A 26455-nucleotide genomic window follows, 5' to 3' on the forward strand; every position below is an offset into this window, starting at 1 on the left:
AGGCTTGGCGTAAGTCTATTTTTCACCTGAAATAATTTTGTATCTGACTGCGTAAATCTTGCATCTCGCCGTCCAGCTTGATCGCTGAACTGAGGTCAGGCTGGCCCGGCCATCCTGCGTCCGGGATCGTCAGGCCTGCCGCGGTGCGACTGCCTTCGTAGCGGGGGATGACGTGGAAATGGACGTGGGGATCGACCATCATCAGCATCAGATAGTTGATCTTGTCATAGCCCACTGCCTGGGTCAGCGCCGCCTCGATCGTGGCGGTGGCGGTCTTTAGTTCTGCATGCGCCTCTGCGGGCAGGTCGCCGAACGCCGTGGCGTCGCTTCGCGCGGCAAGCACCAGTGATCCGAGCGTCGGCTGGCTCGGCCTCAGCAACACCAGCCAATGATCGAACTGCGCCACCAGCGTGGCGGGATAGCCGAATTTCTCGATCGTCGCGTTCATGCCTGTCCCTCCGCCTCGTCCATCCAACTGATGATCGGCCGTCCCGACCGCGCGACCGCGTAGGCCTGGGCGAGGCGTATGGCATGGACGATCAACGAAATGACGGTCCACCACGCCAGCGCGACCAGGCCGATGTCCGGTCGCCCGAACAGCAGGGCGACGAAGAGGATCACCATATTGGGGTTCCGCCGCGCCGTGATGAGCCGAAACTGGCTGTCGAACCGGTGCCAGACATGGATGTCCATCTTGAAGTCCTTGAGGAACAAACCCTCGATCACCCGTTGCAGGACGTAGCCGGCAACGACCGCCGTCATGACGAAGGCGAAGGTCGCGCCGGGCAGTTGCAGGCCCCAATAGGCAAGGCCCGTTCCCCAAAAATACCACCAGAAGGGTGGGTGGACGAGGTCGACGCCATGGTCGATGACATTGCCCCATTTGGACGAAGTGATGGTGCAGCGGGCGAGCTTTCCATCCACCGTGTCCAGCACCATGAAGATGAATCCGGACAGGAACCCTGTCCAATAAAGTCCCTTGGCGAAGAGGAAGGTCGCAAGCAGGCACAGGCTGACGCCGATCACCGACACCATGTTAGGCGTCATGCGCAATTGCGCGGCGATCCGGGTCAGCACCAGCGCCAGTTCGGGCCAGAGATATTTGGTCAGCAGATCGGTCACGCCCTTATAAGCGCCGAAATAGCTGCGGCGCTCGATTTCGCGCCGACTGGCTGGCGTCAGTTCGCGCACCATCGGCTGCTCCAGCTTGCGCAGCTGGCGATTATAAAGGCGCCGCCCATCCGACAGATCGATGACATGCGCGGCGGTAAGGGGATCGGCGCCTTGCGCGACCTGACCCACAATCGGCGCGCCGCCCCAGGTGAACAATGTGCCGGGCGTTTCGAGCACGAGCGTCAGCAGCAACGGGTCGAACGCATAGGTCAGGTTGAACAGCAGTTCGTGCCCGCTCGCCAACTGGCGGCCGTTCTTCGCCGCGCTTTCCGCCATGCGCCGGTTCCGCTCGGCATTTGGCATGCCCCAGATTGGCGTCGCATTTTCGCCGATCAGCCGGACCGGCCCCAGAGAAGTGGAGAGAGACTGACTCATGCGGCGCCCTTCAGAAAATCGAGGATGATGTCGGCCTGGCGCTGCGAGGCGGGGATAGGAGACTGGTCGATGGAATCACGCATCGCTGCTTCCTGCACGTCACGGAACCCTTCTTGCAAGCCATTCGCACGCGCTAGCGCAGGCGCCAGCGCGTCCATGTTGTCGATCACCTGTCCCAGCCGCCAGTGCGAAAAGGCCGCGCCCGCCGCATCATGATGATCGAGGTTCAGGAAGACGCAGGGGCGCGGTGCGATCAGAAATTCATACACCTGGCTCGACACGTCGCCCAGATAGAGGTCCGCGCTCATCGTATAGCTCATGTCGATCGAATGGCGACTGCCCATGTCCACCCGGATATGCGGAGCGGCACTGACGATCGGGGGCACGCGCTGTGCCAATTTGACATGCGGCGCGATGATGACGTTCCAGTCCGTCAGCGACTCCAGCGCCGCCATGACCGACGGGCCATGGTTGATCCAGGAGGACAATTTGGCGTCGAAATGGGGGTTGTAGAGCAGCACCGGCTTGTCGTCCGAAAAGAAGCGCTGCCTGTTCGCCTTCAGTTCGAATTTGGGGTAGCCGCCCACGCGCACATTGTCTTGCGTCCCAAGGCCACGCGCGATCAGCCGGCGCCTGTCCTTTTCGCCGCCCACTATCGTCAGGTCGAACGCAGCATGGCCTTTCTTATAGCCGCCCTCGCGGTCGCCGGCGCCATGTTTGATGTGAATCATGCGGGATGAAAAGCCGGGCATGTGTCGCAGCCGGGCGCTGCTGATTTCAGTCGTGACGATCACGGGATATCGCGCGATCCTCCGGTGGTTGAGCAGCAGGGTGGCGAAGCGGGAGGGCTGGCGGAACAGCGAGTCGGGTTGTAGCGGCGGACGCGTCAGGCGCACCGGCTCCAGTCGCCCCTCCGGATCATAGCTGCCGATCAGGTCCAGCATGGTGTCGGATGGCGACAGCACGCTGACCCGCACGCCCGAACGCCGTGCCAGTTCCAGCGCGGCGGGCAGCCAATGATAGATTTGGTGCGCTTCTGCGATAGCGAGGAAGGCGATGTCGGTCGGCAAGCGGACGATCCATGGAGGGCAGGGGCCAATAGGCGCAGCATGCGCGCATGTCGTTCGCCCTAGCGCGACAGAGACAGGAAGCAAGTCGTCACGGCGGGTTTTGCAAGCCTGTTGCAACAAGGGCTTCGGGCAGAAACATCGCCCTCAACGCTGGACCTTTGCGGATTTTTTGCTATTCGGGCGGCGACACGACACACATTCCCGAAGAGGCTCGACGAGCGATGGCCGAATTTGCGTTGCCTAAGAACAGCAAGATCAACGGCAAGGGCGTAACCTATAAAGCGCCCGAAGGCGCCACCAATGTGCGCAGCTTCAAGGTCTATCGCTACGATCCCGACTCCGGCCAAAATCCGCGCTACGACACGTTCGAGGTGGATCTGGACCAGTGCGGCCCGATGGTCCTCGACGCGCTGCTCAAGATCAAGAATGAATATGATCCCACGCTGACCTTCCGCCGCTCGTGCCGCGAAGGCATTTGCGGTTCCTGCTCGATGAACATGAACGGCAAGAACGGCCTCGCCTGCACCACCGCGATCGACGAATGCGCGGGCAAGCAGGTGCAGATCACGCCGCTGCCGCACATGGACGTCATCAAGGATCTGGTGCCCGACTTCACGCACTTTTATGCGCAGTACAACAGCATCAAGCCGTGGCTGCAAACCGTCAGTCCGCCGCCCAGCGGCAAGGAACGGCTCCAGTCTCCGCAAGACCGCGAGAAGCTGGATGGCCTTTACGAATGCATCCTATGCGCCTGCTGCTCGACGAGCTGCCCCAGCTACTGGTGGAACAGCGACAAGTTCCTTGGTCCCGCGATCCTGCTTCAGGCCTATCGCTGGCTGGCCGACAGCCGGGACGAATATACCGGTGAGCGCCTGGACGAACTGGAGGATCCCTTCCGCCTCTATCGCTGCCACACCATCATGAACTGCGCGAATGTCTGCCCCAAGGGTCTGAGCCCGGCCAAGGCGATCGCGGAAACCAAGAAGATGATGGTCGAACGGCAGCTTTAAGTTGGCAAGTGACGGAGTAGCCGGCGGTCGACCGCTGAGCGAAGGCAAATGGGCGGGTTGGGCGGCCTGGTCGGATCCGCACCCCGACACCTTTTTGCAGGCGATCGGGCGGGGATATATGCAGGCGGACGGGCCAACGCTCGCTCGCGTCGCCCTGGAAACGCGCTCCAGCCACCGCAACCGGCTCGATGCACTGCACGGCGGCTTTCTTGCTGCCTTTGCCGATCACGCCTATTTCGGCGGTCTGTGGATCATGGGGCATCAGGCGCAGGTAAACGGCGTTACCATTGACCTTAGCATGCAATATCTGGGCGCAGGAAAGGTGGGGCCTGACTTGGTCGCTGAAGTCAAGATATTGCGGGAAACCGGGCGTCTTTTCTTCCTGCGGATGCTGATGACGCAGAATGGCGAGGCGGTGGCCGCCTCTACGGCCACCATTCGCAAGGCGCCAAAGCCGCAGTGACCGCCATTCTCGCCCGCTATGATGCGCTGGTGACGTCCGGCGAGCTCAGGCCCGACCCCGATCAGCGAGCCGCTGCCGAGCGGTTGGGCCAGATGCAGCAGGAACTGGAAGCAACGCCGGCGCGGGGGTCGACGCTGTGGAAATTGCTGCGCAAGGCGCCGGAGCCGCCGCGCGGCCTCTACATGTGGGGCGGCGTCGGACGGGGCAAATCCATGCTGATGGACCTGTTCTTCGATACGGTACAGGTCAAGCGCAAGAAGCGCGCGCATTTCCACGAATTCATGCTCGACGTTCATGCCCGTCTCGCCGAAGCACGCAAGTCGGAAACGGGTGACCCGATCCCGCCGGTGGTCGAGTCGCTGGCGGAAGAGGCGCGACTGCTCTGCTTCGACGAAATGGTGGTCAACAATATGGCCGACGCGGCGATCATGTCGCGCCTGTTCACTGGGTTGCTCGACAAGCGCGTGACCATTGTCACGACGTCGAACCGCGTCCCTGATGATCTTTACAAAGATGGCCTCAATCGCCAGCTTTTCCTGCCCTTCATCGACCTTATCAAGGCGAAGCTGGATGTCATGAGCCTCAACGGTCCCACCGATTATCGGCGCGACCGGTTGGGGGATGCGCAGCTTTGGCATTGTCCCAATGGACCGGAGGCGACCCGCGCCCTGTCCGAGGCCTTTTTCCGACTGACCGATTTTTCGGTGGAGGATCGCGCCAAGGTCCCGGCCGAGGATATTCCCGTCCAGGGCGGCCGCACCCTGCATGTGCCCAAAAGCCTCAAAGGCGTCGCTGTCTTTTCGTTCAAACGGCTTTGCGTGGAGGCGCGGGGGGCGCCGGATTATCTGGCGATTGCGCGCAAATATCATAGCGTGATCATCGTTGGCATCCCGGTGCTGGGACCGGAAAAGCGCAATGAGGCGGCGCGTTTCGTCACGCTGATCGACTCGCTCTACGAATATAAGGTGAAGCTGCTGGCATCGGCCGATGCTTCGCCTGAGCGTCTCTATCCTACGGGCGACGGAGCCTTTGAATTTGAGCGCACCGTGTCGCGTCTGCTGGAGATGCAGTCGGACGATTATCTGGCGCTGGGCCACGGCCCCAAATAGTCTGCACGGCCTATCGCGGCCGCTATCTCGGTCCGTCGCAGCGGGCTGGAACTCTTCATCGACGCGCAACGTCATTGCGGCAAACAGGCCGGGCGCCCTCCGAGGAGAAAGGGCGCCCGGCAGGGTAGCTCTGCAGGGAGCGCTCGCGGCCAGGGTAGGAGCCAGCGAGCAACAGGCTGTGACGCTTGCCTAATGCAATTGCGAACCAATTGCAAAGATAATTTGGCATGCACGGTTTTCGTAGGTTGAAACCCCTGCGGGAAGGGCGTAGGCGAACCGGCAATTCCAGTAATCATGACTTGGAGGATGACAGCTTATGGCCCGTAAGAAGATAGCGCTGATCGGCGCTGGCAATATCGGCGGTACGCTCGCCCATCTGGCGGCGCAGAAGGAACTGGGCGACATCGTCCTCTTCGACATCGCCGAGGGCATTCCCCAGGGCAAGGCGCTGGATCTGTCGCAATGCGGGCCGGTGCAGGGCTTCGACGCGGCTATCACGGGCACCAATGATTACAAGGACATCGAAGGCGCCGACGTCATCATCGTCACCGCCGGCGTGCCGCGCAAGCCCGGCATGAGCCGCGACGATCTCCTCGGCATCAACCTCAAGGTCATGAAGGCCGTGGGCGAGGGCATCAAGCAATATGCCCCCGACGCCTTTGTCATCTGCATCACCAACCCGCTCGACGCGATGGTGTGGGCGCTGCGCGAATTTTCCGGCCTGCCCCACAACAAGGTCGTCGGCATGGCCGGCGTCCTCGATTCCGCGCGCTTCTCGACCTTCCTCGCCTGGGAATTTGGCGTTTCGGTTCGCGACGTCACCAGCTTCGTGCTGGGCGGCCATGGCGACACGATGGTCCCCGTGGTCGAATATTCGACCGTCAAGGGCATCCCCGTTCCCGATCTCATCAAGATGGGCAAGTCGACGCAGGAGCGCATCGACGCCATCGTCAAGCGCACCGCCAATGGCGGCGGCGAAGTCGTCGGCCTGCTCAAGACCGGTTCCGCCTTCTATGCGCCCGCTGCATCGGCCATCGCCATGGCGGAATCCTATCTGGGTGACCAGAAGCGCGTCCTGCCCTGCGCTGCCTATCTCGAAGGTCAATATGGCGTCGATGGCCTTTATGTCGGCGTGCCGGTCAAGATCGGCAAGGATGGCGTCGAGGAAGTGATCGAAATCGAACTCAATGACCAGGCCAAGGCCGGCCTTCAGGTGTCGATCGATGCGGTCAAGGACCTGCTGACCGCGTGCAAGGGCATCGACAACACGCTTGCCTGATCGACCGAGATTTTTCCAGCCCGCCCCGGTAAGTGTGCAGCCGGCGGCGGGCTGCTTTTCATGAACTGCCACGTCACAGACGAAAAGGGACACGCATGTCCATTCTGGTGAACAAGAATACCAAGGTCATCACCCAGGGTATGACCGGTGCAACCGGGACCTTCCACACCGAACAGGCGCTGGCCTATGGCACGCAGATGGTCGCAGGCGTGACCCCGGGCAAGGGCGGCACGACCCATATCGGTCTGCCCATGTATGACACTGTCGCCGAAGCCAAGTCGAAGACCGGCGCCGACGCTTCGGTCATCTATGTTCCGCCGCCATTCGCCGCAGACTCGATCCTCGAAGCGATCGACGCGGAAATCCCGCTGATCGTCTGCATAACCGAAGGCATCCCCGTTCTCGACATGGTGCGCGTCAAGCGTGCGCTCTCGGGCAGCAAGTCGCGCCTCATCGGCCCCAACTGCCCCGGCGTACTGACGCCCGACGAGTGCAAGATCGGCATCATGCCCGGCAGCATCTTCAAGAAGGGCAGCGTCGGCGTCGTGTCGCGCTCTGGCACGCTGACCTACGAAGCCGTGTTCCAGACCTCGAACGCGGGCCTTGGTCAGACGACCGCCGTCGGCATCGGCGGCGATCCGGTCAATGGCACCAACTTCATCGACGTGCTGGAACTGTTCCTGGCTGACGACGCGACCGAATCGATCATCATGATCGGTGAGATCGGCGGCGACGCCGAAGAACAGGCCGCGCAGTTCCTGATCGACGAAGCGAAGAAGGGCCGCAAGAAGCCGATGGCCGGTTTCATTGCCGGCCGCACGGCGCCTCCGGGCCGTCGCATGGGCCATGCCGGCGCGATCGTGTCGGGCGGCAAGGGCGACGCGGAAAGCAAGATCGCGGCGATGGAAGCGGCCGGCATCAAGGTTGCTGCCAGCCCGTCGGAGCTCGGCTCGACGCTGGTCGAGGTCTTGAAGGGGTAAGATAACTCCTACATATAGATGCGGTCGGGCTGCACCCCGACCGCATGTTCTCCCGCTTCCGCGACTGCACGCGGCGCAGATGGGACAGACGATGGGTTACGAGAACCAGGATTTCGAAATCGAGCGCGGACCAAGCTGGGCGCGCGACAATTGGCCGCTGACGGATACCGATGATCTGACCGGCGCACTGGATCCCACGCAGATGCAGGTGGCCGTCAAGGCCGCCGCCAAGGCGCAGGGCAAGGCTGTATCCGACGCCGATATCACCGCCGCGGCCGAAGACAGCATCCGCGCGATGATGCTGATCCGGACCTATCGCGTGCGCGGCCATCTGGCCGCCAATCTGGACCCGCTGGGCCTGGCCAAGCGCGAGGCGCCCGCCGACCTGTCGCCGGAATATCACGGCCTCACCGACCTCTCCAAGAAAATCTATCTGGGTGGCGCGCTCGGCCTGCAATATGCGACCGTCAGCGAGCTGGTGGCGATCCTGCGGCAGAATTACTGCGGCAATGTCGGCCTTGAATATATGCATATCTCGGACGTGGAGGAGCGCCGCTTCCTTCAGGACCGGATGGAAGGCAAGGACAAGGAAATCCACTTCACGCCCGAAGGCAAGAAGGCGATCCTGGCCAAGGTCATTCAGGCCGAACAATATGAGAAGTTCCTGGGTCGCAAATATGTCGGCACCAAGCGCTTTGGCCTCGACGGCGGCGAATCCATGATCCCCGCGCTCGAAGCCGTCATCAAATATGGCGGGTCGAGCGGCGTGCGCGAAATCGTGTTCGGCATGGCGCATCGCGGCCGCCTCAACGTGCTCGCCAACGTGATGGCCAAGGGCTTCCGCGTCATCTTCCACGAATTTTCCGGCGGCACCGCCAATCCGGAAGATGTCGGTGGATCGGGCGACGTCAAATATCACCTCGGCACTTCGACCGACCGTGAATTTGACGGGATCAAGGTCCATATGTCGCTGGTCCCCAACCCCTCACACCTGGAAACGGTCGATCCGGTGGTGCTTGGCAAGGTCCGCGCGCAACAGACTTTCCGCGATGACCTCTCCAATCACGAACAGGTATTGCCGGTCCTGATCCACGGCGACGCTGCCTTTGCCGGGCAGGGCATTGTCTGGGAATGCTTCGGCTTTTCCGGCGTGCCGGGATATAATACCGGCGGTTGTGTCCACTTCGTCGTCAACAACCAGATCGGCTTCACCACCAGCCCGCAATTTTCGCGCGGTTCGCCCTATCCCAGCGACGTGGCCAAGGGCGTTCAGGCCCCGATCCTGCACGTCAATGGCGACGATCCGGAAGCTGTGACCTTCGCCTGCAAGCTGGCGATGGAATATCGCCAGAAATTCCATCGCGACATCGTGATCGACATGTGGTGCTACCGGCGCTTCGGTCATAATGAAGGCGATGAACCGTCCTTCACGCAGCCGCAGATGTACGCGAAGATCCGCCAGCATCCGCCGGTCAGCGACATTTATTCCGCCCGGTTGAAGGCCGAAGGTCTGGTCGACGATGAGTTCGTCGGCAAGGCGACGTCTGAATTTGTCAGCCATCTGGAGGACGAGTTCGAGGCGGCAAAGAGCTACAAGGCCAACAAGGCCGACTGGTTTGCGGGTCGCTGGTCTGGCCTCCACAAGCCCGCCGACGCCGAAACCGCGCGCCAGACGGTCGAAAGCGGCGTGTCGCAAAAGCTGTTCGACAGCCTTGGCCGCACGCTTACGACGGTGCCCGAGGGCCATAACGTCCACAAGACGTTGAAGCGGGTTCTCGACGCCAAGGCCGAAATGTTCAAGTCGGGCGAGAATTTCGACTGGGCGACCGGCGAGGCCTTGGCCTTCGGCTCGCTCTTGTCGGAAGGCTATGGCGTACGTCTGTCCGGTCAGGATTCGGGTCGCGGCACGTTCAGCCAGCGTCACGCTGTCTGGGTCGATCAGGAAAGTGAGAATAAATATATCCCGCTTTCGACGGTGCCGCATGGCCGCTTCGAAGTGCTCGACAGCCCGCTGTCCGAATATGGCGTGCTGGGCTTCGAATATGGCTTCGCGCTGGCGGACCCCAAGAGCTTGGTCATCTGGGAAGCGCAGTTCGGCGATTTCGCCAATGGCGCGCAGATCATCTTCGATCAGTATATCGCCTCGTCCGAAACCAAGTGGCTGCGGTCCAACGGCCTCGTCTGCCTGCTGCCGCACGGCTATGAAGGGCAGGGGCCGGAACATAGCTCGGCCCGTCTGGAGCGCTTCCTTCAGCTGTGCGCCGAAGGCAATATCCAGGTCGCCAACATCACCACCCCGGCCAATTATTTCCACGCCCTGCGCCGGCAGATGCTGCGTCCCTTCCGCAAGCCGCTTATCATCATGGCCCCCAAGTCGCTGCTGCGACACAAGGCTGCGGTGAGCAAGGCCGAGGATTTCCTGGGCGACACGCATTTCAAGCGCATCCTGTCAGATCCCAACGGGTCCGCCGACACGGACACGAAGCGGTTGGTGCTTTGTTCGGGCAAGGTCTTCTACGATCTGGCCGAAGCGCGCGACGCCGCTGGTGACCAGAATACCCAGATCGTGCGCATCGAACAGATTTATCCGTTCGCAACCGACGCATTGGCCAAGCGCATCGCGCGCATGACCAATTTGGAGGAAGTCGTCTGGTGCCAGGAAGAGCCGCGCAACAATGGCGCGTGGTTCTTCGTCGAACCCTATGTCGAGGAAGCGCTGGCGATGGCCGGTCAGGCGCCGATGCGGGCGCGTTATGCGGGCCGCAAGCCGTCCGCGTCTCCCGCCACGGGTCTGGCCAAGCGCCATGTCGCCGAACAGGCCGCTCTTGTCGCCGATGCGCTGGGTCACAGCGTGCGTGAAGAAATCCGTCGCCAGAAGAAAGGCTGAGAAAGCGCATGGCTACCGAAGTCAAAGTCCCAACCCTGGGCGAATCCGTTACCGAAGCAACCGTGGGCCAGTGGCTGAAGAAGCCGGGTGAGGCCGTCGCCGCTGACGAACCCATTGTCAGCCTGGAAACCGACAAGGTCGCGGTCGACGTGCCCGCGCCGGCCGCCGGCACCATGGGCGACATTGTCGCGAAGGAAGGCGATACGGTCGAAGTTGGCGCGCTGCTGGGCTATGTGAACGAAGGCGCCGCCGCGTCCGCTTCGCCATCTCCGGCGCCGGCGGCCGCCCCCGCGGCGAAGGCCGAGGCCGCAACGCCTGCGCCCGCCGCGTCGGCGCCCGCCGCGGATGATGACGGCGACGGCGAAGGCAGCAACCTCACTCTGTCGCCCGCTGTCCGCCGCCTGGTGCTGGAGCATGGTCTTGATCCCAGCAAGATCAAGGGCACAGGTAAGGACGGCCGCCTGACCAAGGACGATGTGGTGGCCGCCGCCGCCGCTGGCACTGCGAAGGCTGCGGCGTCCGCCCCGACAGCCGCGCCTGCCGCCGACGCGCCTTCGTCCGGTCCGTCGCGCAAGCAGGAACGGGTCAAGATGACCCGCCTGCGCCAGACGGTCGCCAAGCGCCTGAAGGAAGCGCAGAACAACGCCGCTCTGCTCACCACCTTCAACGATGTCGACATGACCAACGTCATCGAGGCGCGCGCGAAATATAAGGACCTGTTCGAAAAGAAGCACGGCGTGCGCCTGGGCTTCATGGGCTTCTTTACGAAGGCCGTGTGCATGGCGCTCAAGGACATTCCGGGCGTCAACGCGCAGATCGAGGGCGATGAGATCGTCTATAACGACTTCGCCGACATTTCGGTCGCGGTGTCCGCTCCGACCGGCCTCGTCGTGCCTGTCATTCGCAACGCGGAAAGCATGAGCGTGGCGAAGATCGAAAAGACGATTGGCGACTTTGGCAAGAAGGCCAAGGAAGGCAAGCTGACGATGGAAGATATGAAGGGCGGCACCTTCACCATCTCCAACGGCGGCGTGTTCGGATCGCTGATGTCGACCCCGATCATCAACCCGCCCCAGTCGGCGGTGCTGGGTCTTCACCGCATCGAGGATCGCCCGGTCGTCCGTGATGGCCAGGTCGTCGTGCGCCCGATGATGTATCTGGCGTTGAGCTACGACCATCGCCTGATCGATGGTCGCGAGGCGGTGACCTTCCTCGTCGCGGTCAAGAACGCGATCGAGGATCCCACCCGCCTGCTGATCGACCTGTAAGGTCATCCCTTTCCTACCGTTCGGGCTGAGCCTGTCGAAGCCCCGTTCTTTCTGTTTCAGAAGAACAAAAGAATAAGTAATGCCCTTCGACAGGTTGGAGCGAGACATGCGGCTCGCTCCGAGGGCGAACGGAGATTGGTATGGCAGAGTTCGATTATGACGTTCTGGTGATCGGCGCCGGGCCGGGCGGCTATGTCGCGGCGATCCGTGCGGCGCAGCTCGGGCTCAAGACGGCGTGCGCTGAAAGCCGGGAAACACTGGGCGGCACGTGCCTCAATGTCGGCTGCATTCCGTCCAAGGCGATGCTGCACGCATCCGAGCTCTATGACGAGGCAGCCAACGGCATGCTCGCCAAGCTGGGCGTCAAGATCGACGCGATGAGCCTGGACCTGCCCACCATGCAGGGGCAGCGTACCGACGCGGTCAAGGGGCTGACCGGCGGCATCGAATTCCTGTTCAAGAAGAACAAGGTCACCTGGCTCAAGGGGCTTGCCACCTTCACCGGCGCGAACAGCGTCGAAGTCGGCGGCGAAAAGGTGACGGCGAAGAATATCGTGATCGCCACCGGTTCGTCGGTCACGCCGCTGCCCGGCGTGACGATCGATAATGCTGGCGGCAAGATTGTTGATTCCACCGGCGCGCTGGAACTGGACAAGGTGCCCGGTCATCTGGTGGTCGTGGGCGGCGGTGTCATCGGCCTGGAAATGGGCAGCGTGTGGCGCCGCCTGGGCGCCAAGGTGACGGTGGTCGAATATCTCGACCAGATCCTGCCCGGCATGGACGGCGAAGTCCGCAAGGAAGCCAACAAGATTTTCAAGAAGCAGGGCTTCGACTATAAGCTCGGCACGAAGGTCACGGGGGCGGAAGTCGTCGGCGATGGCGTCAAGCTGACCGTTGAACCGGCTGCGGGCGGCGACGCGGAAACGGTCGAGGCCGATGTCGTCCTTGTGTCCATCGGTCGTCGGCCCAATACGGAGGGCCTTGGCCTCGACAAGATCGGGTTGGAGGTCAACCAGCGCGGCCAGATCGAAACCGATCATGACTTCGCGACCAAGGTGCCCGGCGTGTGGGCGATCGGCGACGTCATTCCCGGTCCCATGCTGGCGCACAAGGCCGAGGACGAAGGCATTGCCGTGGCCGAAAATATCGCGGGCCTGACCGGCATCGTGAACCATGACCTCATCCCGTCGGTTGTCTACACCAAGCCGGAAATCGCCGGCGTGGGTCTGACCGAGGAAGCAGCCAAGGAGAAGGGCGCGGTCAAGGTCGGCAAATTCCCGATGATGGCAAACAGCCGCGCAAAGACCAATCATGAGCCTGAAGGCTTTGTGAAGATCATCGCCGATGCCGAAACCGACAAGGTTCTGGGCGTATGGATCATCGCGGTGCCCGCCGGCACGATGATCGCGCAGGTCGCCCAGGCGATGGAGTTCGGCGCGTCGAGCGAAGACATTGCCTATACCTGCCATGCGCATCCCACGCACAGCGAGGCCATCAAGGAAGCGGCTATGGCCGTCACTGGCAAGCCGATCCACATGTAATCGGTCCTACATCCCGTCGACCAAGCGAAAAGGCCTCCATCCGGGGGCCTTTTCTTTTTGCCCATGGCGAGGCACCCGTGCCTTTTGCAGTGCAATAATCTGCCAAAGGGTCTGGCCGTTCAAAGGGGAAGTGGTTACATGGGCCGCCACGAATCCCAATGGGACGCGCCCGCCGTCCCCCAGCAGAAAGTGGCTTTCAAATGGACATCCGCCTTGGCCTCACCTTTGACGACGTGCTGTTGCAGCCCGCCGAGTCCGATGTGTTGCCCAGCCAGGCCGATACCAGCACGCAGGTCACGCGCGGCATCAAGCTCAATATCCCGATCCTCTCGTCGGCCATGGACACCGTGACGGAAGCCGACATGGCGATCGTCATGGCGCAACTGGGCGGCATCGGCGTGCTGCACCGCAATCTGACGGTCGAGGAGCAGGCGGATGCTGTCCGCGCGGTCAAGCGGTTCGAAAGCGGCATGGTCGTCAATCCCATCACCATCCTGCCGACCGCCACGCTGGCCGACGCGCAGATGCTGATGCAGCGGCACAAGATCAGCGGCATTCCGGTGGTCGAGAATTCGGGCAAGCTGGTCGGCATTCTGACCCATCGCGATGTGCGCTTCGCCGAAAATCCCGCGCAGCCGGTGAGCGAACTCATGACCAAGGACAATCTCGCCACGGTCAAGGCGGGCGTCAGCCAGGATGAGGCGCAACGGTTGCTGCACCAGCGCCGGATCGAAAAGCTGCTCGTCGTGGATGAGGCCTATCATTGCGTGGGCCTCATCACCGTCAAGGATATCGAAAAGGCCGTGACCTATCCGCAGGCGACGAAGGATGGTTCGGGCCGCCTGCGCGTCGCCGCCGCCTCGACCGTCGGGGACACGGGGCTGGAGCGCAGCAAGGCGCTGATCGACGCGGAGTGCGACCTCATCGTCATCGACACCGCGCATGGTCACAGCAAGCAGGTGTCGGCCGCCGTCGAAGCGGTAAAGAAACTGTCCAACCATGTTCAGGTGGTCGCCGGCAATGTCGCCACAGCCGAAGCGACCAAGGCGCTGATTGGCGCGGGTGCGGATTGCGTGAAGGTCGGCATTGGTCCCGGCTCCATCTGCACCACCCGCGTCGTCGCCGGGGTCGGCGTGCCCCAACTCACGGCCGTCATGGACTCGGCGGAGGAGGCCGCCAGGCACGGCGTTCCGGTGATCGCCGACGGCGGACTGCGCACGTCCGGTGACGTCGCCAAGGCGTTGGCGGCGGGGGCGGGCTGTGTCATGGTGGGATCGCTGCTCGCTGGCACGGCCGAAGCGCCGGGCGAAACCTTCCTCTATCAGGGGCGCGCCTATAAAAGCTATCGCGGCATGGGCAGCGTCGGCGCCATGGCGCGCGGCAGCGCCGACCGCTATTTCCAAGCGGACATCAAGGACCAGATGAAGCTGGTGCCCGAAGGAATTGAAGGCCAGGTGCCGTTCAAGGGGCCGGCGAAGGATGTGATCCACCAGCTGGTTGGCGGCGTCAAGGCGGCGATGGGCTATACCGGCAGCCGCACGATCAAGGATTTGCAGCAGCGTGCCCGCTTCGTGCAGATCACTAATGCAGGGCTGTCGGAAAGCCATGTCCATGACGTCACAATCACCCGCGAAGCCCCCAATTATCCGACGCGCTGATGGCTGAAAGGCCGACGGCCAACCTCAAGGGAAAGGCCAGGCACCTGTGACCCCGTCCGCCCGCGTACGGGCCGCAATGGACCTGCTGGACGCGATCATCGCCTCCGCGCGCGATGGCGGTCCGGCCGCCGATACGCTGATCGCCCGCTATTTCAAGGAACGGCGTTATGCCGGGTCGCGTGATCGCCGCGCCGTGCGCGACCATGTTTATGACGCGATCCGCCGCGCGGCCGAACGGCCGGAGTCGGGCCGTGCGGCGATGATCGGCCTGGCGCAGGACCAGCCGGCCCTTGCAGTCCTGTTCGATGGATCGACACATGCCCCGCTGCCGATCGAGCCTGGCGAACCGGGCGCGCCTGCGAGCGCCGTTCCCGGCTGGCTCCAGCCATTGCTCGCCGCGCCGGTCGAGCAGGACGCGCTGCTGGGCCGCGCCCCGGTCGACCTGCGCGTCAATCGCCTCAAGGCCGCGCCCGTTCAGGTCGCGCCTCTATTCCCCGACGCCACGGCCATTCCCGGACTGCCCGACGCGCTGCGCCTGCCCGAAGGCTCGCCGGTCGAGCAGCATCCAGCGTGGAAGGACGGCCGTGTCGAAGTGCAGGATGCCGGCAGCCAGTGGATTGCGGCGGCGTGCGACGCCCGGCCCGGCATGACCGTCCTTGATCTGTGCGCCGGGGCAGGCGGCAAGACGCTGGCGCTGGCCGCTGCGATGGCGGGGCAGGGCAGGCTGATCGCCGCCGACACCATCCGATCGCGCCTGGCGCGGCTGGAACCCAGGGCGCAGCGCGCTGGTGTGACATTCATCGACACAGTGCTGCTCGATCAAACGCATGAGGCACGCGGGCTTGCGCATTTGCAGGGGCAGGCGGATGTGGTGCTGGTGGATGCGCCCTGTTCGGGCACCGGAACTTGGCGGCGCAATCCCGAGGCGCGCTGGCGGCTGACCTCGGCGCGGCTGGAGCGGCTGGTGGCGGAACAGGCGCGTATCCTCGATTTTGCTGCGCCGCTGGTGCGGCCGGGCGGGCTGCTGATCTACGCCACCTGCGCGCTGGTCGATCGCGAGGGACGCGATCAGGTGGCGGCATTTCTGGCTCGTCATGAAGGCTGGATCGCCGAACCGATCGACGTGCCGGTCGGGCGGGCGCATGGCGGGGGCGTACTGCTGACGCCTGGGCATGATGGCAGTGACGGCTTCTTCTTCGCGCGGCTTCGCCGATCGGCATAAATCATCCCATGGACAAAGCCGTGCAAGTTCGCGACACTTGGCCCTTGGACCAGAGCCTGCAATCATCGCCTGAAACATGGCTGGAGAAGATAATGCGTTTCACCCCCGCCTCGATCGCGCTTGCCGCCCTGCTGACCACTGTGTCCAGCGTGGGCTTCAGCCAACGGCCGGACAACCAGATCAGTCCTCAGTCGATCGAGTGGCAGAAAGCGGGAGAGGCGGCGCGCAAGGCTGGCAATCTGGAAGGGGCGACCGACGCGCTGGAGAGCGCGCTGGCGGTCGATCCGCGCAACCGCGCTGCTTATGTCGCACTTGCTGAAGTCGCACGGGCGCAGGGGCTGCAGGGCAAGGCGATCCGGCTGTACAAGGAAGCCTTATTGCTCGACCCGACCGATGTCGTTGCCCTCGCGGGGCAAGGCGAGGCGATGATGGAAAAGGGTGCGGTCGCACGCGCCAAGGAAGTGCTGGCGCAGGCGCAAAAGCTCTGCAAGGCCGATTGCGCACCCGTCGGGGACTTGGCCGCCGCCATCCAGAAGGGGCCGCCTGCCGTCGCCATGACCAGCAAGGATGCAGTGCCCTCGCCCGAGGCAAATACGACCGAACAGCCCTGATCAGGCGGGTCAGACCGTCACGATCTCCGGCAGGATCGCATCCAGCAGCAACATGCCGGCGGGCGTGACCTGTATCCGGCTGTCCTGTCGGTCGATCAGCCCCAGGCCGATCAGTCGCGCCATCGCCCGGTCATCCATCAGCCGCGAGCGCGCAATTCCCGACAGTGCCACGATGCGGTCAAGGTCGACGCCTTCGCGCAGCCGCAGCCCCATCAGCAGCGCCTCGCGCGCCCGATCCTCGCCCGCCAGCGGGTCTTCGTTCTGTGCGCCATGGCCGTTACGCGCGACGGCGTTCATCCAGTTTTCCGGCTTCTTGTGGCGCACCGTCGCCTGGCCGGTCCGCCGGCCATGCGCACCCGGGCCGATGCCGGCATAGTCGCCATAGCGCCAATAGGTGAGGTTGTGCCGGCTTTCCTGCCCGGGTCGGGCATGATTGCTGATTTCATAGGCCGGAATGCCCGCCGCGCCCGTCATCGCCTGGGTCAGCTCATAGAGGGTCGCGCCATGGTCCGGGTCGGCCGGAGTGAGCTTGCCCTGCGCCACCAGCGTCGCAAAGCGCGTGCCCGGCTCGATCGTCAGCTGATAGAGCGACAAATGCCCGGTGCCATAGCCCAGCGCACGCGTCAGCTCTGCCTCCCAATCCGCCTCGCTCTGGCCCGGCCGCGCATAGATGAGGTCAAAGCTCACCCGATCGAACACGCGCTGCGCGGTTGCGAGCGCGGCCAGCCCTTCGTCGACATCATGCGCGCGGCCCAGAAAATGCAGAGCCTGATTATCGAGCGCCTGAAGCCCCAGGGAAGCGCGGTTCACGCCGGTGGCTGCCAGATCGGCAAAGCGCGCCGCTTCGACCGAGTTAGGATTGGCCTCCAACGTGATCTCAATGTCGGGCGCCAGGCCCCAGTGGCGGTCCGCGCCCGAGATCAGGTCGGCGACCAGAGCGGGCGGCATCAGCGATGGCGTCCCGCCGCCAAAGAAGATCGACGTCAGCGCACGCTCGCCGGTCAGCGCCGCCTCATGCGCCATATCCGCCAGCAGCGCCCCGCGCCAGGCATCGACATCAACGCCCTCGCGCACATGGCTGTTGAAGTCGCAATAAGGGCATTTTGACACGCAGAAGGGCCAGTGGATGTAGAGAGCCAAGGGCTCGGTCGTTGGGGAGACGACAGGGGAAGGAAATTGGGTGTCGGGCATTGCCGCCGCCCTTAACCGGGAAGACCCGTCAATGCCAGCGTGGGCCTGCTTCCGTTCGGCCTATCCTGCCTTTGCCACCATCGCACCTGCCAACCGAACCTTATTGGCGGCGCGCGCATTGATCGCGACAAAGGAGAGTCAGTCATGGTCCGATCCGCGATGCGTCCGTCCCAAACCCTTCTGGTCGTGATGGCAATCACCTTGGCGGGATGCAGCGCGCCCGGCGATCCGCAGGCGAGGGGACCAGATAACGCCGCATCCGACCCGGTGGACGCGGGGGTCGTGTCGGCGGGCGGCGGCGCGCCTGTGCCGGACGCCTCGCCCGATCCGGCATCGGCCAAAGCCGCATCGTCTCCCATCACTTCGGCTGCATCGGCAGATCGCACACTTTTATCCTGCGCGGCCGACATCGGCGGGGCTGCGGCGGATCGACTGGCGAAGATCTGCCGCAATGTGTCGCCCGCTACTCGGCCGCCGTGCAACGTCGCCAATAGCTGCGCCATCATGCAGGATGAAATCGCGCGCAGTTGCGCCCTGTTTGACGGGAAGGGCGAGCCGATGGACGGCTGCGGTCCTGATCCAAAATCCATGGAGGCGGCCGCGGACGTCGTCAAACGCTATTACGCCGCCCTGAACGCCCGAGATTATGATACCGCCTGGCGGCAATGGGGCAATGATGGCCCCCCCAACCAGACGCTGGATCGTTTTCGCGCAGGCTTTGCCGACACGCGATCGACACAGGTGACGGTTGGCCGCCTCACGCCCGGGGATGCAGGCGCGGGCTCGGTCTATCAAACCGTTCCCGTGCAGGTGGAGGCCGTCTCGGCTGATGGCTCTCATCAGCGTTTCGCTGGCAGTTATGTGGTGCGCCGCGTCAATGATATCGATGGCTCGAGCGCCGATCAGCGACGCTGGCATATCGATTCCGCGCGCCTTAAGGCCACGCAATGAGGCGTTAGAACACTGCCTTCACCAGTTGGGCGAAGGCATGGGCGCGGTGGCTCATGGCGTGCTTGGCGTCCGGGTCCATTTCGCCAAAGCTGATGTCATACCCGTGGGGCTGGAACATCGGGTCATAGCCAAAGCCCTTGTCTCCGCGCGGCGGCCAGATGATCGTGCCATCGACCCGGCCCTCGAACGCTTCGACATGACCGTCCGGCCAGGCGAGTGCCAGTGCGCAAACGAAATGCGCGTCATGCCCCGCCTCCGGCCCCTTGGCCTCGATCCCGTCCCAGACCTTTTTCATAGCAAGGCCAAAATCCTTGTCTGGTCCAGCCCAGCGCGCCGAAAACAGCCCCGGGTCGCCGCCCAGTGCCTCGACGCACAGGCCACTGTCGTCGGCGAGAGCGGGCAGGCCGGAGAGGTCCGCCGCCTGCATGGCCTTCAGCTCGGCATTGGCGATAAAGGTGGTGCCGGTCTCCTCCGGTTCGGGCAGGTCCAGGCTTCCAGCGGAAATCGGTTCAATGCCATAGAGGCCGAGCAGCGCCGCAATCTCCCGGACCTTGCCCGCATTATGGCTGGCGATCACCAGCTTGCCGGAGGCAAGTTTGCGGATCGCCTGTTCCTGTCCGAAATCGTCGCTCATGAATTTTACTATCTCCGTTCACTTCGAGCTTGTCGAGAAGCGGTATAAGACATTGGTTCTCGACAGGCTCGAACCGAACGTGGGAACGCGCTTACCGCCCCGTGGCCGCGTCCTGTGCCGCGAAGATCTTGGCGCAGCCGATGCGGGCAAGCCGGAGCAGGCGGAGCAGTTCTTCCTCGTCATAGGCCGCGCCTTCGGCCGTCGCCTGTACTTCGGCAAACTTGCCGTCACCGGTCAGGATCAGGTTCGCGTCGGTTTCGGCATTGCTGTCCTCGGCATAGTCGAGGTCCAGCACCGGCGTGCCATTGTAGATGCCACAGCTGATGGCCGCGACCTTCTGGATGATCGGGTCCTGGCTCAGCGCGCCGCTGGCCAGCAGCTTGTCCACCGCGATGCGCAGCGCGACCCAGCTGCCCGAAATCGCTGCAGTGCGCGTGCCGCCATCGGCCTGGATCACGTCGCAATCGACCACGATCTGCCGTTCGCCCAGTGCCTTGAGGTCAACCACGGTGCGCAGCGATCGGCCGATCAGGCGCTGGATTTCCTGCGTCCGCCCCGACTGCTTGCCCTTGGCCGCCTCACGGCTGCCGCGCGTATGGGTGGCGCGGGGCAGCATGCCATATTCGGCCGTGACCCAGCCCGAACCCTTGCCACGCAGGAAGGGCGGCACCTTTTCCTCGACCGACGCGGTGCACAGCACGCGCGTATCGCCGAAGCTGACGAGGCAGCTGCCTTCGGCATGGATGGTGAAGCCTGGCTCCATGGTGATGTCGCGCATCTGGTCGGGTGCGCGGCCGGAAGGACGCATAGATAATCTCCTTGCTAGGATCAGGTCGGCGCGCCCAGCCGGGGCGACGCCGCCGATGCGCCAGAAAGCGCACTTGCAGCGCCGCTTAGCGCCCGACAGCGCGACTTGCCAGTGTCCAGCGCGTCATTTGGACGATATGAGGGGGCATGACGACGAAAAACATGATGGCCGCCGGTCTGATTCTGTTGGCGGGCTGCACGATGGAGAGGGAAGGGCTGGAACCGCCAAAGACACCCGGCGATGTGATCCGCTTCACCGCCGGTCGCTGTTTCGGCGCGTGCCCGACCTATACCGTCCAAGTGTCGCCCGATGGGTCGGGCCTGCTGGAGCCGGAGCGGAATACCTCGGTCCCCGGCGCGACCCGCTTCACTTTGTCCAGCGCGCAATATCGCCGGCTGGTTTCCACGCTTGCGCCGCATCGCCCCGCGACCGGCACGACGCAGCGCATCGCCCATGGTGAAAATTGCGATACCTTCGCCACCGACCTGCCAGCCTATAAGGTCGAGTGGAGTCGGCCTGGCCAAGAATCGACGGAATTGGAATTCCAGTCGGGCTGCATGGACGCGCGCTATGGCAAGTTGCGCGTCGCCATCGCGTCCGTGCCCAAAATATTGGACGTGGAACGCATGCTCAATCCGCGCGCGGTAACGCCGTGACGATCTTGAGCGACGCTACCGCCTTGCTTAGATAAGGGTCATGTCGGTCATCCCGATCCCTGAATTGAATGATCGCGCGCGCGATGTTTTTCGCCTGGTGGTGGAAAGCTATCTCGGCACGGGCCTGCCCGTTGGATCGCGTACGATCAGCAAGATGGCGTCCTTGAGCCTGTCGCCGGCCTCCATCCGCAATGTCATGCAGGATCTGGAGGAATTGGGGCTGCTCGCCGCGCCGCACACTTCGGCCGGGCGGATGCCCACCGAGACAGGTCTTCGCCTGTTCGTCGATGGCATGATGCAGGCGGCCGAGCCCTCCATCGAGGAACGCCGCGCGATCGAGGCGGGCATCACGGAAAACGGCCCAATCGAAGAGGCCTTGTCCGCCGCCACTGCGACCTTGAGCGGCCTGTCCGCCTGCGCGGGCATCGTCATGGTGCCGAAACGCGAACCGGTGCTGCGCCAGTTCGGCTTTGTGCCGCTGAACGCCCGTCAGGCGCTCGCTGTGCTGGTCGGACAGGATGGGTCGGTGGAAAACCGGGTGCTCGACTTGCCCGAAGGCGTCAGCCCGGTCATGCTCAACGAAGCCGCCAATTTCATGTCCGCGCGTTTCGTCGGCCTCACCCTGCGCGAGGCAGGCGATGCGCTTAGTCGCGAGATGGAGGCGGAGCGCGGTGCGCTCGACCGCGCGGCGCGGGATCTGGTAGAGCGGGGTATCGCCACCTGGTCGCACGACGCCGACGATCGTCCGGTGCTGATCGTACGCGGCCAGTCCCGCTTGCTCGATGAAAGCACCGCCGCCGACCTGGAGCGTGCGCGCCAATTGCTGGAGCAGTTGGAAGGCAAGCAGGAAATCATGGACCTGCTGCGCGGCGCGCTGGCCGGCAGCGCGACCAAAATCTTCATCGGTTCGGAAAACAAGCTCTTTTCCCTGTCGGGGTCTTCCGTCATAGCCGCACCCTATCGCGGCGCGGATGGCCGGGTCGTCGGCGTGGTCGGCGTGATCGGCCCCACGCGCTTGAACTATGCGCGGGTGATCCCCATGGTGGACTTCACTGCACAGACGCTATCGAGATTGATGAGATGAGCGAAGATAATCAGAATTTGGAAAATACCGAAGTCGTCGATGCCCTGCCCGAAGACGGCGCGCCTGCCGGCGACGCCACGGCCGATCGCATCGCCGCGCTGGAAGCGGAGCTGGCGACCGCCAAGCAGGATATTCTCTACGCCCATGCCGACACGCAGAATGTGCGGCGCCGGCTCGAAAAGGAACTGGCGGACGCGCGCGCCTATGCCGCCACGGCCTTTGCCCGCGACATGCTGTCGGTGGCCGATAACCTGACCCGCGCCCTTGCGGCCATTCCCGCCGACCTGCGCGAAGATGAAAAGTTCAAGGGTCTGGTCGTCGGCCTGGAAGCGACTGGACGCGAGCTTGAAAGCGTGTTCGGCCGCAATGGCATCACCAAGCTGGAATCCGTGGGCCAGCCGCTCGATCCCAACAAGCATCAGGCGATGATGGAAGTACCCTCTGCTGATGCGGAGCCTGGCACCATCCTCGTCGAAATGCAGGCGGGCTATATGATCAAGGATCGCCTGCTGCGCCCGGCTATGGTCAGCGTCGCCAAAAAGCCTGACTGACGCGATGGGTCTTCCATTTCGCAGGTTAGGGGAGGCCCTTTTGTCGTCGGCGACTCAACCCGCCAGCTTGGGCCGAGGCGCTTCCGCCTCCATTATCCGATCGATCGCAGCGCGTTCGATACCCCAATGGGCCGGATCGACCTCCTCCAGGATTGCGTCGCGGGACAGGCTTTCGCCGATGACGACGATGTCCTTGTCGATCCATTCCTGGTCGCGAGTCGAATAGAAGGCGAGCACCTTGGGCCGCGATGCGCGCCGGCCATTGTCCAGCACCACCCCCAGCCGGTTCGATCGCAGCCGCACGACCATGCCTACGGGAAAGGTGTCGATGCTCTGCATGAAGCGGAACATCAGGGCAGGGTCGAAATGCCCCTCCCAGTTCCGCATCCGGGTGATCGCCTCGACTGGGGTCCAAGCCTCCTTGTAAATGCGATTGGATGTAAGCGCGTCATAGACGTCACAAATCGCGCCCATGCGCGCCGCCAGGCTGATCTGCGCGCCGGGCAGACGCGATGGATAGCCGGTCCCGTCCATCTTCTCATGATGATGACGGCATACGTCCTGCGCCAGGGCGGGCACGGCGCCGATCTCCTCCAGCAGCTGTGACCCGCGTTCGGCATGGGTCTGGATGATCGCGAACTCCTCAGCCGTCAGCCGGCCGGGCTTGTTCAGCACATCGGCTGGCACCAGCATCTTGCCGATGTCGTGCAACAGGCCGGCCGTGCCAAGGTCCGCGATGGCGGCCTCGTCCAGCTTCAGCTGCCTGCCGAGGTTAATCATCAACGCACATACGGCGACCGAATGGAGATAGGTGTATTCGTCCTTCGACTTGAGGCGCAGCACCTTTAGGAAAGCCTGGCGATTCTTCTCGATCATGTTGGTGACGTCCGCGACTACGGCCGTCACCGACGCGCATTGCACCGCCTTGCCGAGCCGCGCCGAATCGAAAATCTCGCGCATCACCTTTTTCGACCGATTCGTGACACGCGTCGCTTCGATCCGCGCCACTTCATGGCCGTCGTACTGCCGAAACGGCGTCGCGAGCACGCGCTGCGGCGCTTTTTCTGAACGCTCGGGCACAGGTGCTGAACCAGACCGGGGCGGGGCGGACGCTTGGCGCTCCTCCACATCGACGCCCCTGTCGGTGTCGATGATCAACTGCTCGATTTCGCTATCCAGTACGGTCGCCAGGTCCTCGTCATTCTCCAGCAGGAAACGCGCCCGCCAGAAGGGATGCTTGAACCAGGATCCTTTGAAACTGTGGATGAACATGCCGAGCCGCAGCTGGTCGCGCCGGATGGATTTGCGCATCAGCGACGGCTCCGATGCGAATTATGGCGCGCGGGGATAAATCTAATCAACGCGCGAACGGGTGGCGTATCCCACGCATCATCCGCCATCCATGGGGCTGCGCAAACAATAATCATCTCTCCCCCCTCCCTCTTATCTTGGCGCATGACCGATCAAAATTTCTTTAATGACCCAGCCAGAACGACCTTGCGCTGGCAAATTTGCAATGCAATCTTGACCATGACATGTATCGAGATATATCTTAGAATATCTGGAAACATGAAAGGTTCTTGATGCGTTTTCCAACATCCCACTCTCACCGCCGTCATGGCGGCGGTTTCCATCATCCTCGCGCAGCTGTCGCTTTCGCTGCTGGACTTAGCGCCGCGCGCGGAGGGTTCGGCGGCGACGCGTTTGGCCCTGATCCCTTCGGCGATGACAGCCCGCGCGGCGGCGGCCGTGGCGGCCGTGGCGGCCGTGGCGGCCGTGGCGGCCGTGGCCGCCGCCTGTTCGACAATGACGCGCTGCGGCTGATCCTGCTCAAGCTGATCGCCGACGAACCGCGCCACGGTTATGAACTAATCCGTGCGATCGAGGCGCTGTCGGGCGAGGTCTATGCGCCCAGTCCTGGGGTCGTCTACCCGACGCTGACCCTGCTGTCTGACATGGAGCTTATTTCGGAGCAACCGAGCGAGGGCAGCCGCAAGCGCTTTGCCATCACCGACGCTGGCCGCGCCAAGATTGCGGAAGATAGGGCTGCGCTGGATCGGGCGATGGAGCGGCTGGCCCATCTGGCTCGAAAGGCCGAGCGCGTCGACCCGGCGCCCGTTCGCCGCGCCATGCACAATCTGCGTTTTGCCATCCAGCAACGACTGGAAAAGGAAGGGGCCGACAATCAGACCATGTTCGATGTCGCCGCCCTGATCGACGAAGCCGCCAGCAAGATCGAAAGGCTCTGACCCATGACCATTACCGCAACTGTCCCCACCACCAGCGCCAGCCTCTATCTTCAGCAACTGTGCAAACATTGGAGCCACAAGTTCGAGGTTCAGTTTGACGCGGAAAAGGGCGATATCGCCTTTCCGATGGGATCGATCCACATGGAAGCGCAGCCTGAAGCACTGCTCGTGTCCTTGGCGCCCAATCCCGATGCCGATGTCGACCGCTTCAAGCAGGTCGTCGCCGATCATCTCGACCGTTTCGCCTTCCGCGAAGCGCCGCTGCCTTTCAAATGGCAATAAAAACTGGGGCGGGGCCGTTGCTCCGCCCATGCCTCATCCCTTGGGAATCCGCCGCCCGCTCGCCAGATGATGGGCGTGGGTGATGGCGACGGCCAGCGCATCGGCTGCATCGGGTCCTGCGATCTTGGCGCCGGGCAATAGCCGTTGCACCATCGCATGGACCTGATCCTTGGATGCATTGCCTACACCCACGACCGACTTCTTGACCAGCCGTGCGGCATATTCCCCCACCTCCATGCCCGATCGCGATGCGGCGAGCAGGACCACGCCGCGCGCCTGGCCAAGCTTTAACGTCGATTGCGGATTGACGTTGACGAACACTTCCTCGACCGCCGCGCCGTCGGGACGGTGCTCCAGAATCAGGTCGGTCAGCGCCAGGTCGATCGCCAGCAATCGGGTCGCCAGCGCCATATCGGCATCGGTCTTGATCTGACCATTGCCGATATGGGTGAGGCGATTGCCGTCAGCCGCGATCAGGCCCCATCCCGTGGTGCCCAGGCCGGGATCAAGGCCGAGCAGGATCATGATGTCAGAAGTGGTCGGATAAGGACGGTAGCCGGGCGTCTCAGCCCAGCTTCTCCATTACGTCATCCGACACTTCATAATTGCCCCAGACGGTCTGGACGTCGTCGTCATCTTCCAGCGTGTCGACAAGCTTCATCAGCGTGCCGGCATTGCTTTCATCGACTTCGACGGTGGTCGTGGGCCGCCAGGCGAGCTTGGCGCTGTCCGCTTCGCCCAGCTTCGCTTCCAGCGCCTTGGCGACTTCATGCAGCGCGTCCATCGCGGTCCAGATTTCATGCTCGTCCTCGTTGGAGGACACATCGTCCGCGCCCGCTTCCAGTGCGGCTTCGAACACCGCGTCGGCATCGCCCGCGCTGGCAGGATAGGTGATGAGGCCAAGCCGTTCAAAGCCGTGGCTTACCGCGCCCGATGCGCCGAGGTTGCCGCCATTTTTGGAGAAAGCGGTGCGGACGTTGGTCGCGGTGCGATTGCGGTTGTCGGTCAGCGCCTCGACGATGATGGCGACGCCGCCGGGGCCATAGCCCTCGTAGCGCACTTCCTCGTAATTCTCCATGTCGCCGCCCGACGCCTTGTCGATCGCGCGCTGAATATTGTCCTTGGGCATGGACTGGGCCTTGGCGGCGTTGACGGCCAGGCGCAGACGCGGGTTCATGTCCGGGTCGGGCATGCCCATCTTGGCCGCGACGGTGATCTCGCGGCTCAGCTTGGAGAACATCGAGGACCGTTTCTTGTCCTGCGCGCCCTTGCGATGCATGATGTTCTTGAATTTGGAATGGCCGGCCACGGCCTTTCTCCCGATATTATCTGTGATCCAAAGCGCGCTCTCTAACGATCGCGCCCCAATCCTGCAATGTCGCAGGCGCTCGCGCCGTCAAGCA

The 26455-nt window shown here is 63.3% G+C and carries 26 protein-coding genes; 17 read left to right on the top strand and 9 right to left on the bottom strand.

Translation table 11 applies throughout. The features are described 5' to 3' along the window. Positions 1–22: 22 nt before the first annotated feature. From SAB01S_RS06755 to SAB01S_RS06765, 3 genes are read right to left on the bottom strand one after another with little or no spacing between them, the layout of a single operon-like run. Complete coding sequence (locus SAB01S_RS06755; protein ID WP_062732306.1) at positions 23–448, bottom strand: HIT family protein; 426 nt, start codon at positions 446–448, stop codon at positions 23–25. Continuing rightward, on the bottom strand, positions 445–1548 hold the full coding sequence (locus tag SAB01S_RS06760; RefSeq protein ID WP_062732307.1) for a CDP-alcohol phosphatidyltransferase family protein: 1104 nt from the start codon (positions 1546–1548) through the stop codon (positions 445–447). The genes SAB01S_RS06755 and SAB01S_RS06760 overlap by 4 nt, the downstream gene beginning before the upstream one ends. Further along, a complete protein-coding gene (locus tag SAB01S_RS06765; protein ID WP_062732308.1) occupies positions 1545–2618 on the bottom strand; it encodes a CDP-glycerol glycerophosphotransferase family protein in 1074 nt (357 codons plus the stop codon). Before SAB01S_RS06765 ends, SAB01S_RS06760 begins: the two co-directional genes overlap by 4 nt. Before the next feature lie 221 nt (positions 2619–2839). On the opposite strand from SAB01S_RS06765, the gene SAB01S_RS06770 reads away from it, so the two are divergent. The 11 genes from SAB01S_RS06770 (at position 2840) to SAB01S_RS06820 (ending at position 16646) form a co-directional block, all read left to right on the top strand. Further along, positions 2840–3628: a succinate dehydrogenase iron-sulfur subunit gene (locus SAB01S_RS06770; RefSeq protein ID WP_062732309.1), complete on the top strand. Its 789-nt coding sequence runs from the start codon at positions 2840–2842 to the stop codon at positions 3626–3628. A gap of 1 nt (position 3629) precedes the next feature. Beyond that, positions 3630–4091 carry a PaaI family thioesterase gene (locus SAB01S_RS06775; RefSeq protein ID WP_062732310.1) on the top strand — a complete coding sequence of 154 codons (462 nt, stop codon included), beginning with the start codon at positions 3630–3632 and terminating at the stop codon, positions 4089–4091. Continuing rightward, complete coding sequence (zapE, locus tag SAB01S_RS06780) at positions 4088–5200, top strand: cell division protein ZapE (RefSeq protein ID WP_062732311.1); 1113 nt, start codon at positions 4088–4090, stop codon at positions 5198–5200. The genes SAB01S_RS06775 and zapE overlap by 4 nt, the downstream gene beginning before the upstream one ends. Positions 5201–5516: 316 nt before the next feature. Then, positions 5517–6479 (top strand): malate dehydrogenase, encoded by a 963-nt coding sequence (mdh, locus tag SAB01S_RS06785; RefSeq protein WP_062732312.1) that lies wholly within the window; start codon positions 5517–5519, stop codon positions 6477–6479. A 95-nt stretch (positions 6480–6574) separates the two neighbouring features. Beyond that, positions 6575–7459, top strand: coding sequence for a succinate--CoA ligase subunit alpha (sucD, locus tag SAB01S_RS06790; RefSeq protein ID WP_021226393.1), 885 nt, complete (start codon positions 6575–6577; stop codon positions 7457–7459). Between the two features lie 91 nt (positions 7460–7550). Continuing rightward, a complete protein-coding gene (locus SAB01S_RS06795; RefSeq protein WP_062732377.1) occupies positions 7551–10346 on the top strand; it encodes a 2-oxoglutarate dehydrogenase E1 component in 2796 nt (931 codons plus the stop codon). A gap of 8 nt (positions 10347–10354) precedes the next feature. Beyond that, complete coding sequence (odhB, locus tag SAB01S_RS06800) at positions 10355–11614, top strand: 2-oxoglutarate dehydrogenase complex dihydrolipoyllysine-residue succinyltransferase (protein WP_062732313.1); 1260 nt, start codon at positions 10355–10357, stop codon at positions 11612–11614. A gap of 140 nt (positions 11615–11754) precedes the next feature. Continuing rightward, positions 11755–13155 carry a dihydrolipoyl dehydrogenase gene (gene lpdA / locus SAB01S_RS06805; protein ID WP_062732314.1) on the top strand — a complete coding sequence of 467 codons (1401 nt, stop codon included), beginning with the start codon at positions 11755–11757 and terminating at the stop codon, positions 13153–13155. A 200-nt stretch (positions 13156–13355) separates the two neighbouring features. Then, complete coding sequence (guaB, locus tag SAB01S_RS06810) at positions 13356–14813, top strand: IMP dehydrogenase (protein ID WP_062732315.1); 1458 nt, start codon at positions 13356–13358, stop codon at positions 14811–14813. 46 nt (positions 14814–14859) lie between these two features. Continuing rightward, the gene (locus tag SAB01S_RS06815; protein WP_062732316.1) at positions 14860–16035 is read left to right on the top strand and encodes an RsmB/NOP family class I SAM-dependent RNA methyltransferase; all 1176 of its coding nucleotides are present in this window, start codon (positions 14860–14862) and stop codon (positions 16033–16035) included. A gap of 92 nt (positions 16036–16127) precedes the next feature. Further along, the gene (locus SAB01S_RS06820) at positions 16128–16646 is read left to right on the top strand and encodes a tetratricopeptide repeat protein (RefSeq protein WP_062732378.1); all 519 of its coding nucleotides are present in this window, start codon (positions 16128–16130) and stop codon (positions 16644–16646) included. A 9-nt stretch (positions 16647–16655) separates the two neighbouring features. On the opposite strand, the gene hemW is transcribed toward SAB01S_RS06820, so the two are convergent. Then, positions 16656–17837 carry a radical SAM family heme chaperone HemW gene (gene hemW, locus SAB01S_RS06825; protein ID WP_083951201.1) on the bottom strand — a complete coding sequence of 394 codons (1182 nt, stop codon included), beginning with the start codon at positions 17835–17837 and terminating at the stop codon, positions 16656–16658. 144 nt (positions 17838–17981) lie between these two features. On the opposite strand from hemW, the gene SAB01S_RS06830 reads away from it, so the two are divergent. After that, a complete protein-coding gene (locus SAB01S_RS06830) occupies positions 17982–18788 on the top strand; it encodes a hypothetical protein (protein WP_062732318.1) in 807 nt (268 codons plus the stop codon). A gap of 4 nt (positions 18789–18792) precedes the next feature. Here SAB01S_RS06830 and rdgB read toward each other — a convergent pair whose 3' ends face one another. Next, complete coding sequence (rdgB, locus tag SAB01S_RS06835) at positions 18793–19422, bottom strand: RdgB/HAM1 family non-canonical purine NTP pyrophosphatase (protein WP_062732319.1); 630 nt, start codon at positions 19420–19422, stop codon at positions 18793–18795. Between the two features lie 91 nt (positions 19423–19513). Beyond that, positions 19514–20230, bottom strand: a complete 717-nt coding sequence (gene rph / locus SAB01S_RS06840; RefSeq protein ID WP_062732320.1) for a ribonuclease PH — start codon at positions 20228–20230, stop codon at positions 19514–19516. A gap of 146 nt (positions 20231–20376) precedes the next feature. On the opposite strand from rph, the gene SAB01S_RS06845 reads away from it, so the two are divergent. Genes SAB01S_RS06845 through grpE form a run of 3 tightly spaced genes read left to right on the top strand, consistent with a single transcriptional unit; the run spans position 20377 to position 22521 of the window. After that, positions 20377–20886: a DUF6438 domain-containing protein gene (locus SAB01S_RS06845; RefSeq protein ID WP_062732321.1), complete on the top strand. Its 510-nt coding sequence runs from the start codon at positions 20377–20379 to the stop codon at positions 20884–20886. 40 nt (positions 20887–20926) lie between these two features. Then, positions 20927–21970 (top strand): heat-inducible transcriptional repressor HrcA, encoded by a 1044-nt coding sequence (hrcA, locus tag SAB01S_RS06850; protein WP_062732322.1) that lies wholly within the window; start codon positions 20927–20929, stop codon positions 21968–21970. Beyond that, positions 21967–22521: a nucleotide exchange factor GrpE gene (gene grpE, locus SAB01S_RS06855; RefSeq protein ID WP_021226380.1), complete on the top strand. Its 555-nt coding sequence runs from the start codon at positions 21967–21969 to the stop codon at positions 22519–22521. The genes hrcA and grpE overlap by 4 nt, the downstream gene beginning before the upstream one ends. A gap of 54 nt (positions 22522–22575) precedes the next feature. Here grpE and SAB01S_RS06860 read toward each other — a convergent pair whose 3' ends face one another. Continuing rightward, positions 22576–23832, bottom strand: coding sequence for an HD-GYP domain-containing protein (locus tag SAB01S_RS06860; protein WP_062732323.1), 1257 nt, complete (start codon positions 23830–23832; stop codon positions 22576–22578). A 272-nt stretch (positions 23833–24104) separates the two neighbouring features. On the opposite strand from SAB01S_RS06860, the gene SAB01S_RS06865 reads away from it, so the two are divergent. Both SAB01S_RS06865 and SAB01S_RS06870 read left to right on the top strand, forming a co-directional pair. Continuing rightward, on the top strand, positions 24105–24770 hold the full coding sequence (locus SAB01S_RS06865) for a PadR family transcriptional regulator (RefSeq protein ID WP_062732324.1): 666 nt from the start codon (positions 24105–24107) through the stop codon (positions 24768–24770). 3 nt (positions 24771–24773) lie between these two features. Then, entirely contained in the window at positions 24774–25052 is a 279-nt protein-coding gene (locus tag SAB01S_RS06870; protein ID WP_062732325.1) for a DUF2218 domain-containing protein, read from the top strand. A gap of 33 nt (positions 25053–25085) precedes the next feature. Here SAB01S_RS06870 and ruvC read toward each other — a convergent pair whose 3' ends face one another. Together ruvC and SAB01S_RS06880 are read right to left on the bottom strand one after the other, a co-directional pair. Beyond that, on the bottom strand, positions 25086–25577 hold the full coding sequence (gene ruvC / locus SAB01S_RS06875; protein WP_062732326.1) for a crossover junction endodeoxyribonuclease RuvC: 492 nt from the start codon (positions 25575–25577) through the stop codon (positions 25086–25088). A 40-nt stretch (positions 25578–25617) separates the two neighbouring features. Beyond that, complete coding sequence (locus SAB01S_RS06880; protein WP_062732327.1) at positions 25618–26361, bottom strand: YebC/PmpR family DNA-binding transcriptional regulator; 744 nt, start codon at positions 26359–26361, stop codon at positions 25618–25620. Positions 26362–26455: the final 94 nt, after the last annotated feature.

It is taken from the genome of Sphingobium abikonense NBRC 16140 (genome assembly GCF_001598335.1).
In the GTDB taxonomy this organism is placed as follows: Bacteria; Pseudomonadota; Alphaproteobacteria; order Sphingomonadales; family Sphingomonadaceae; genus Sphingobium; species Sphingobium abikonense.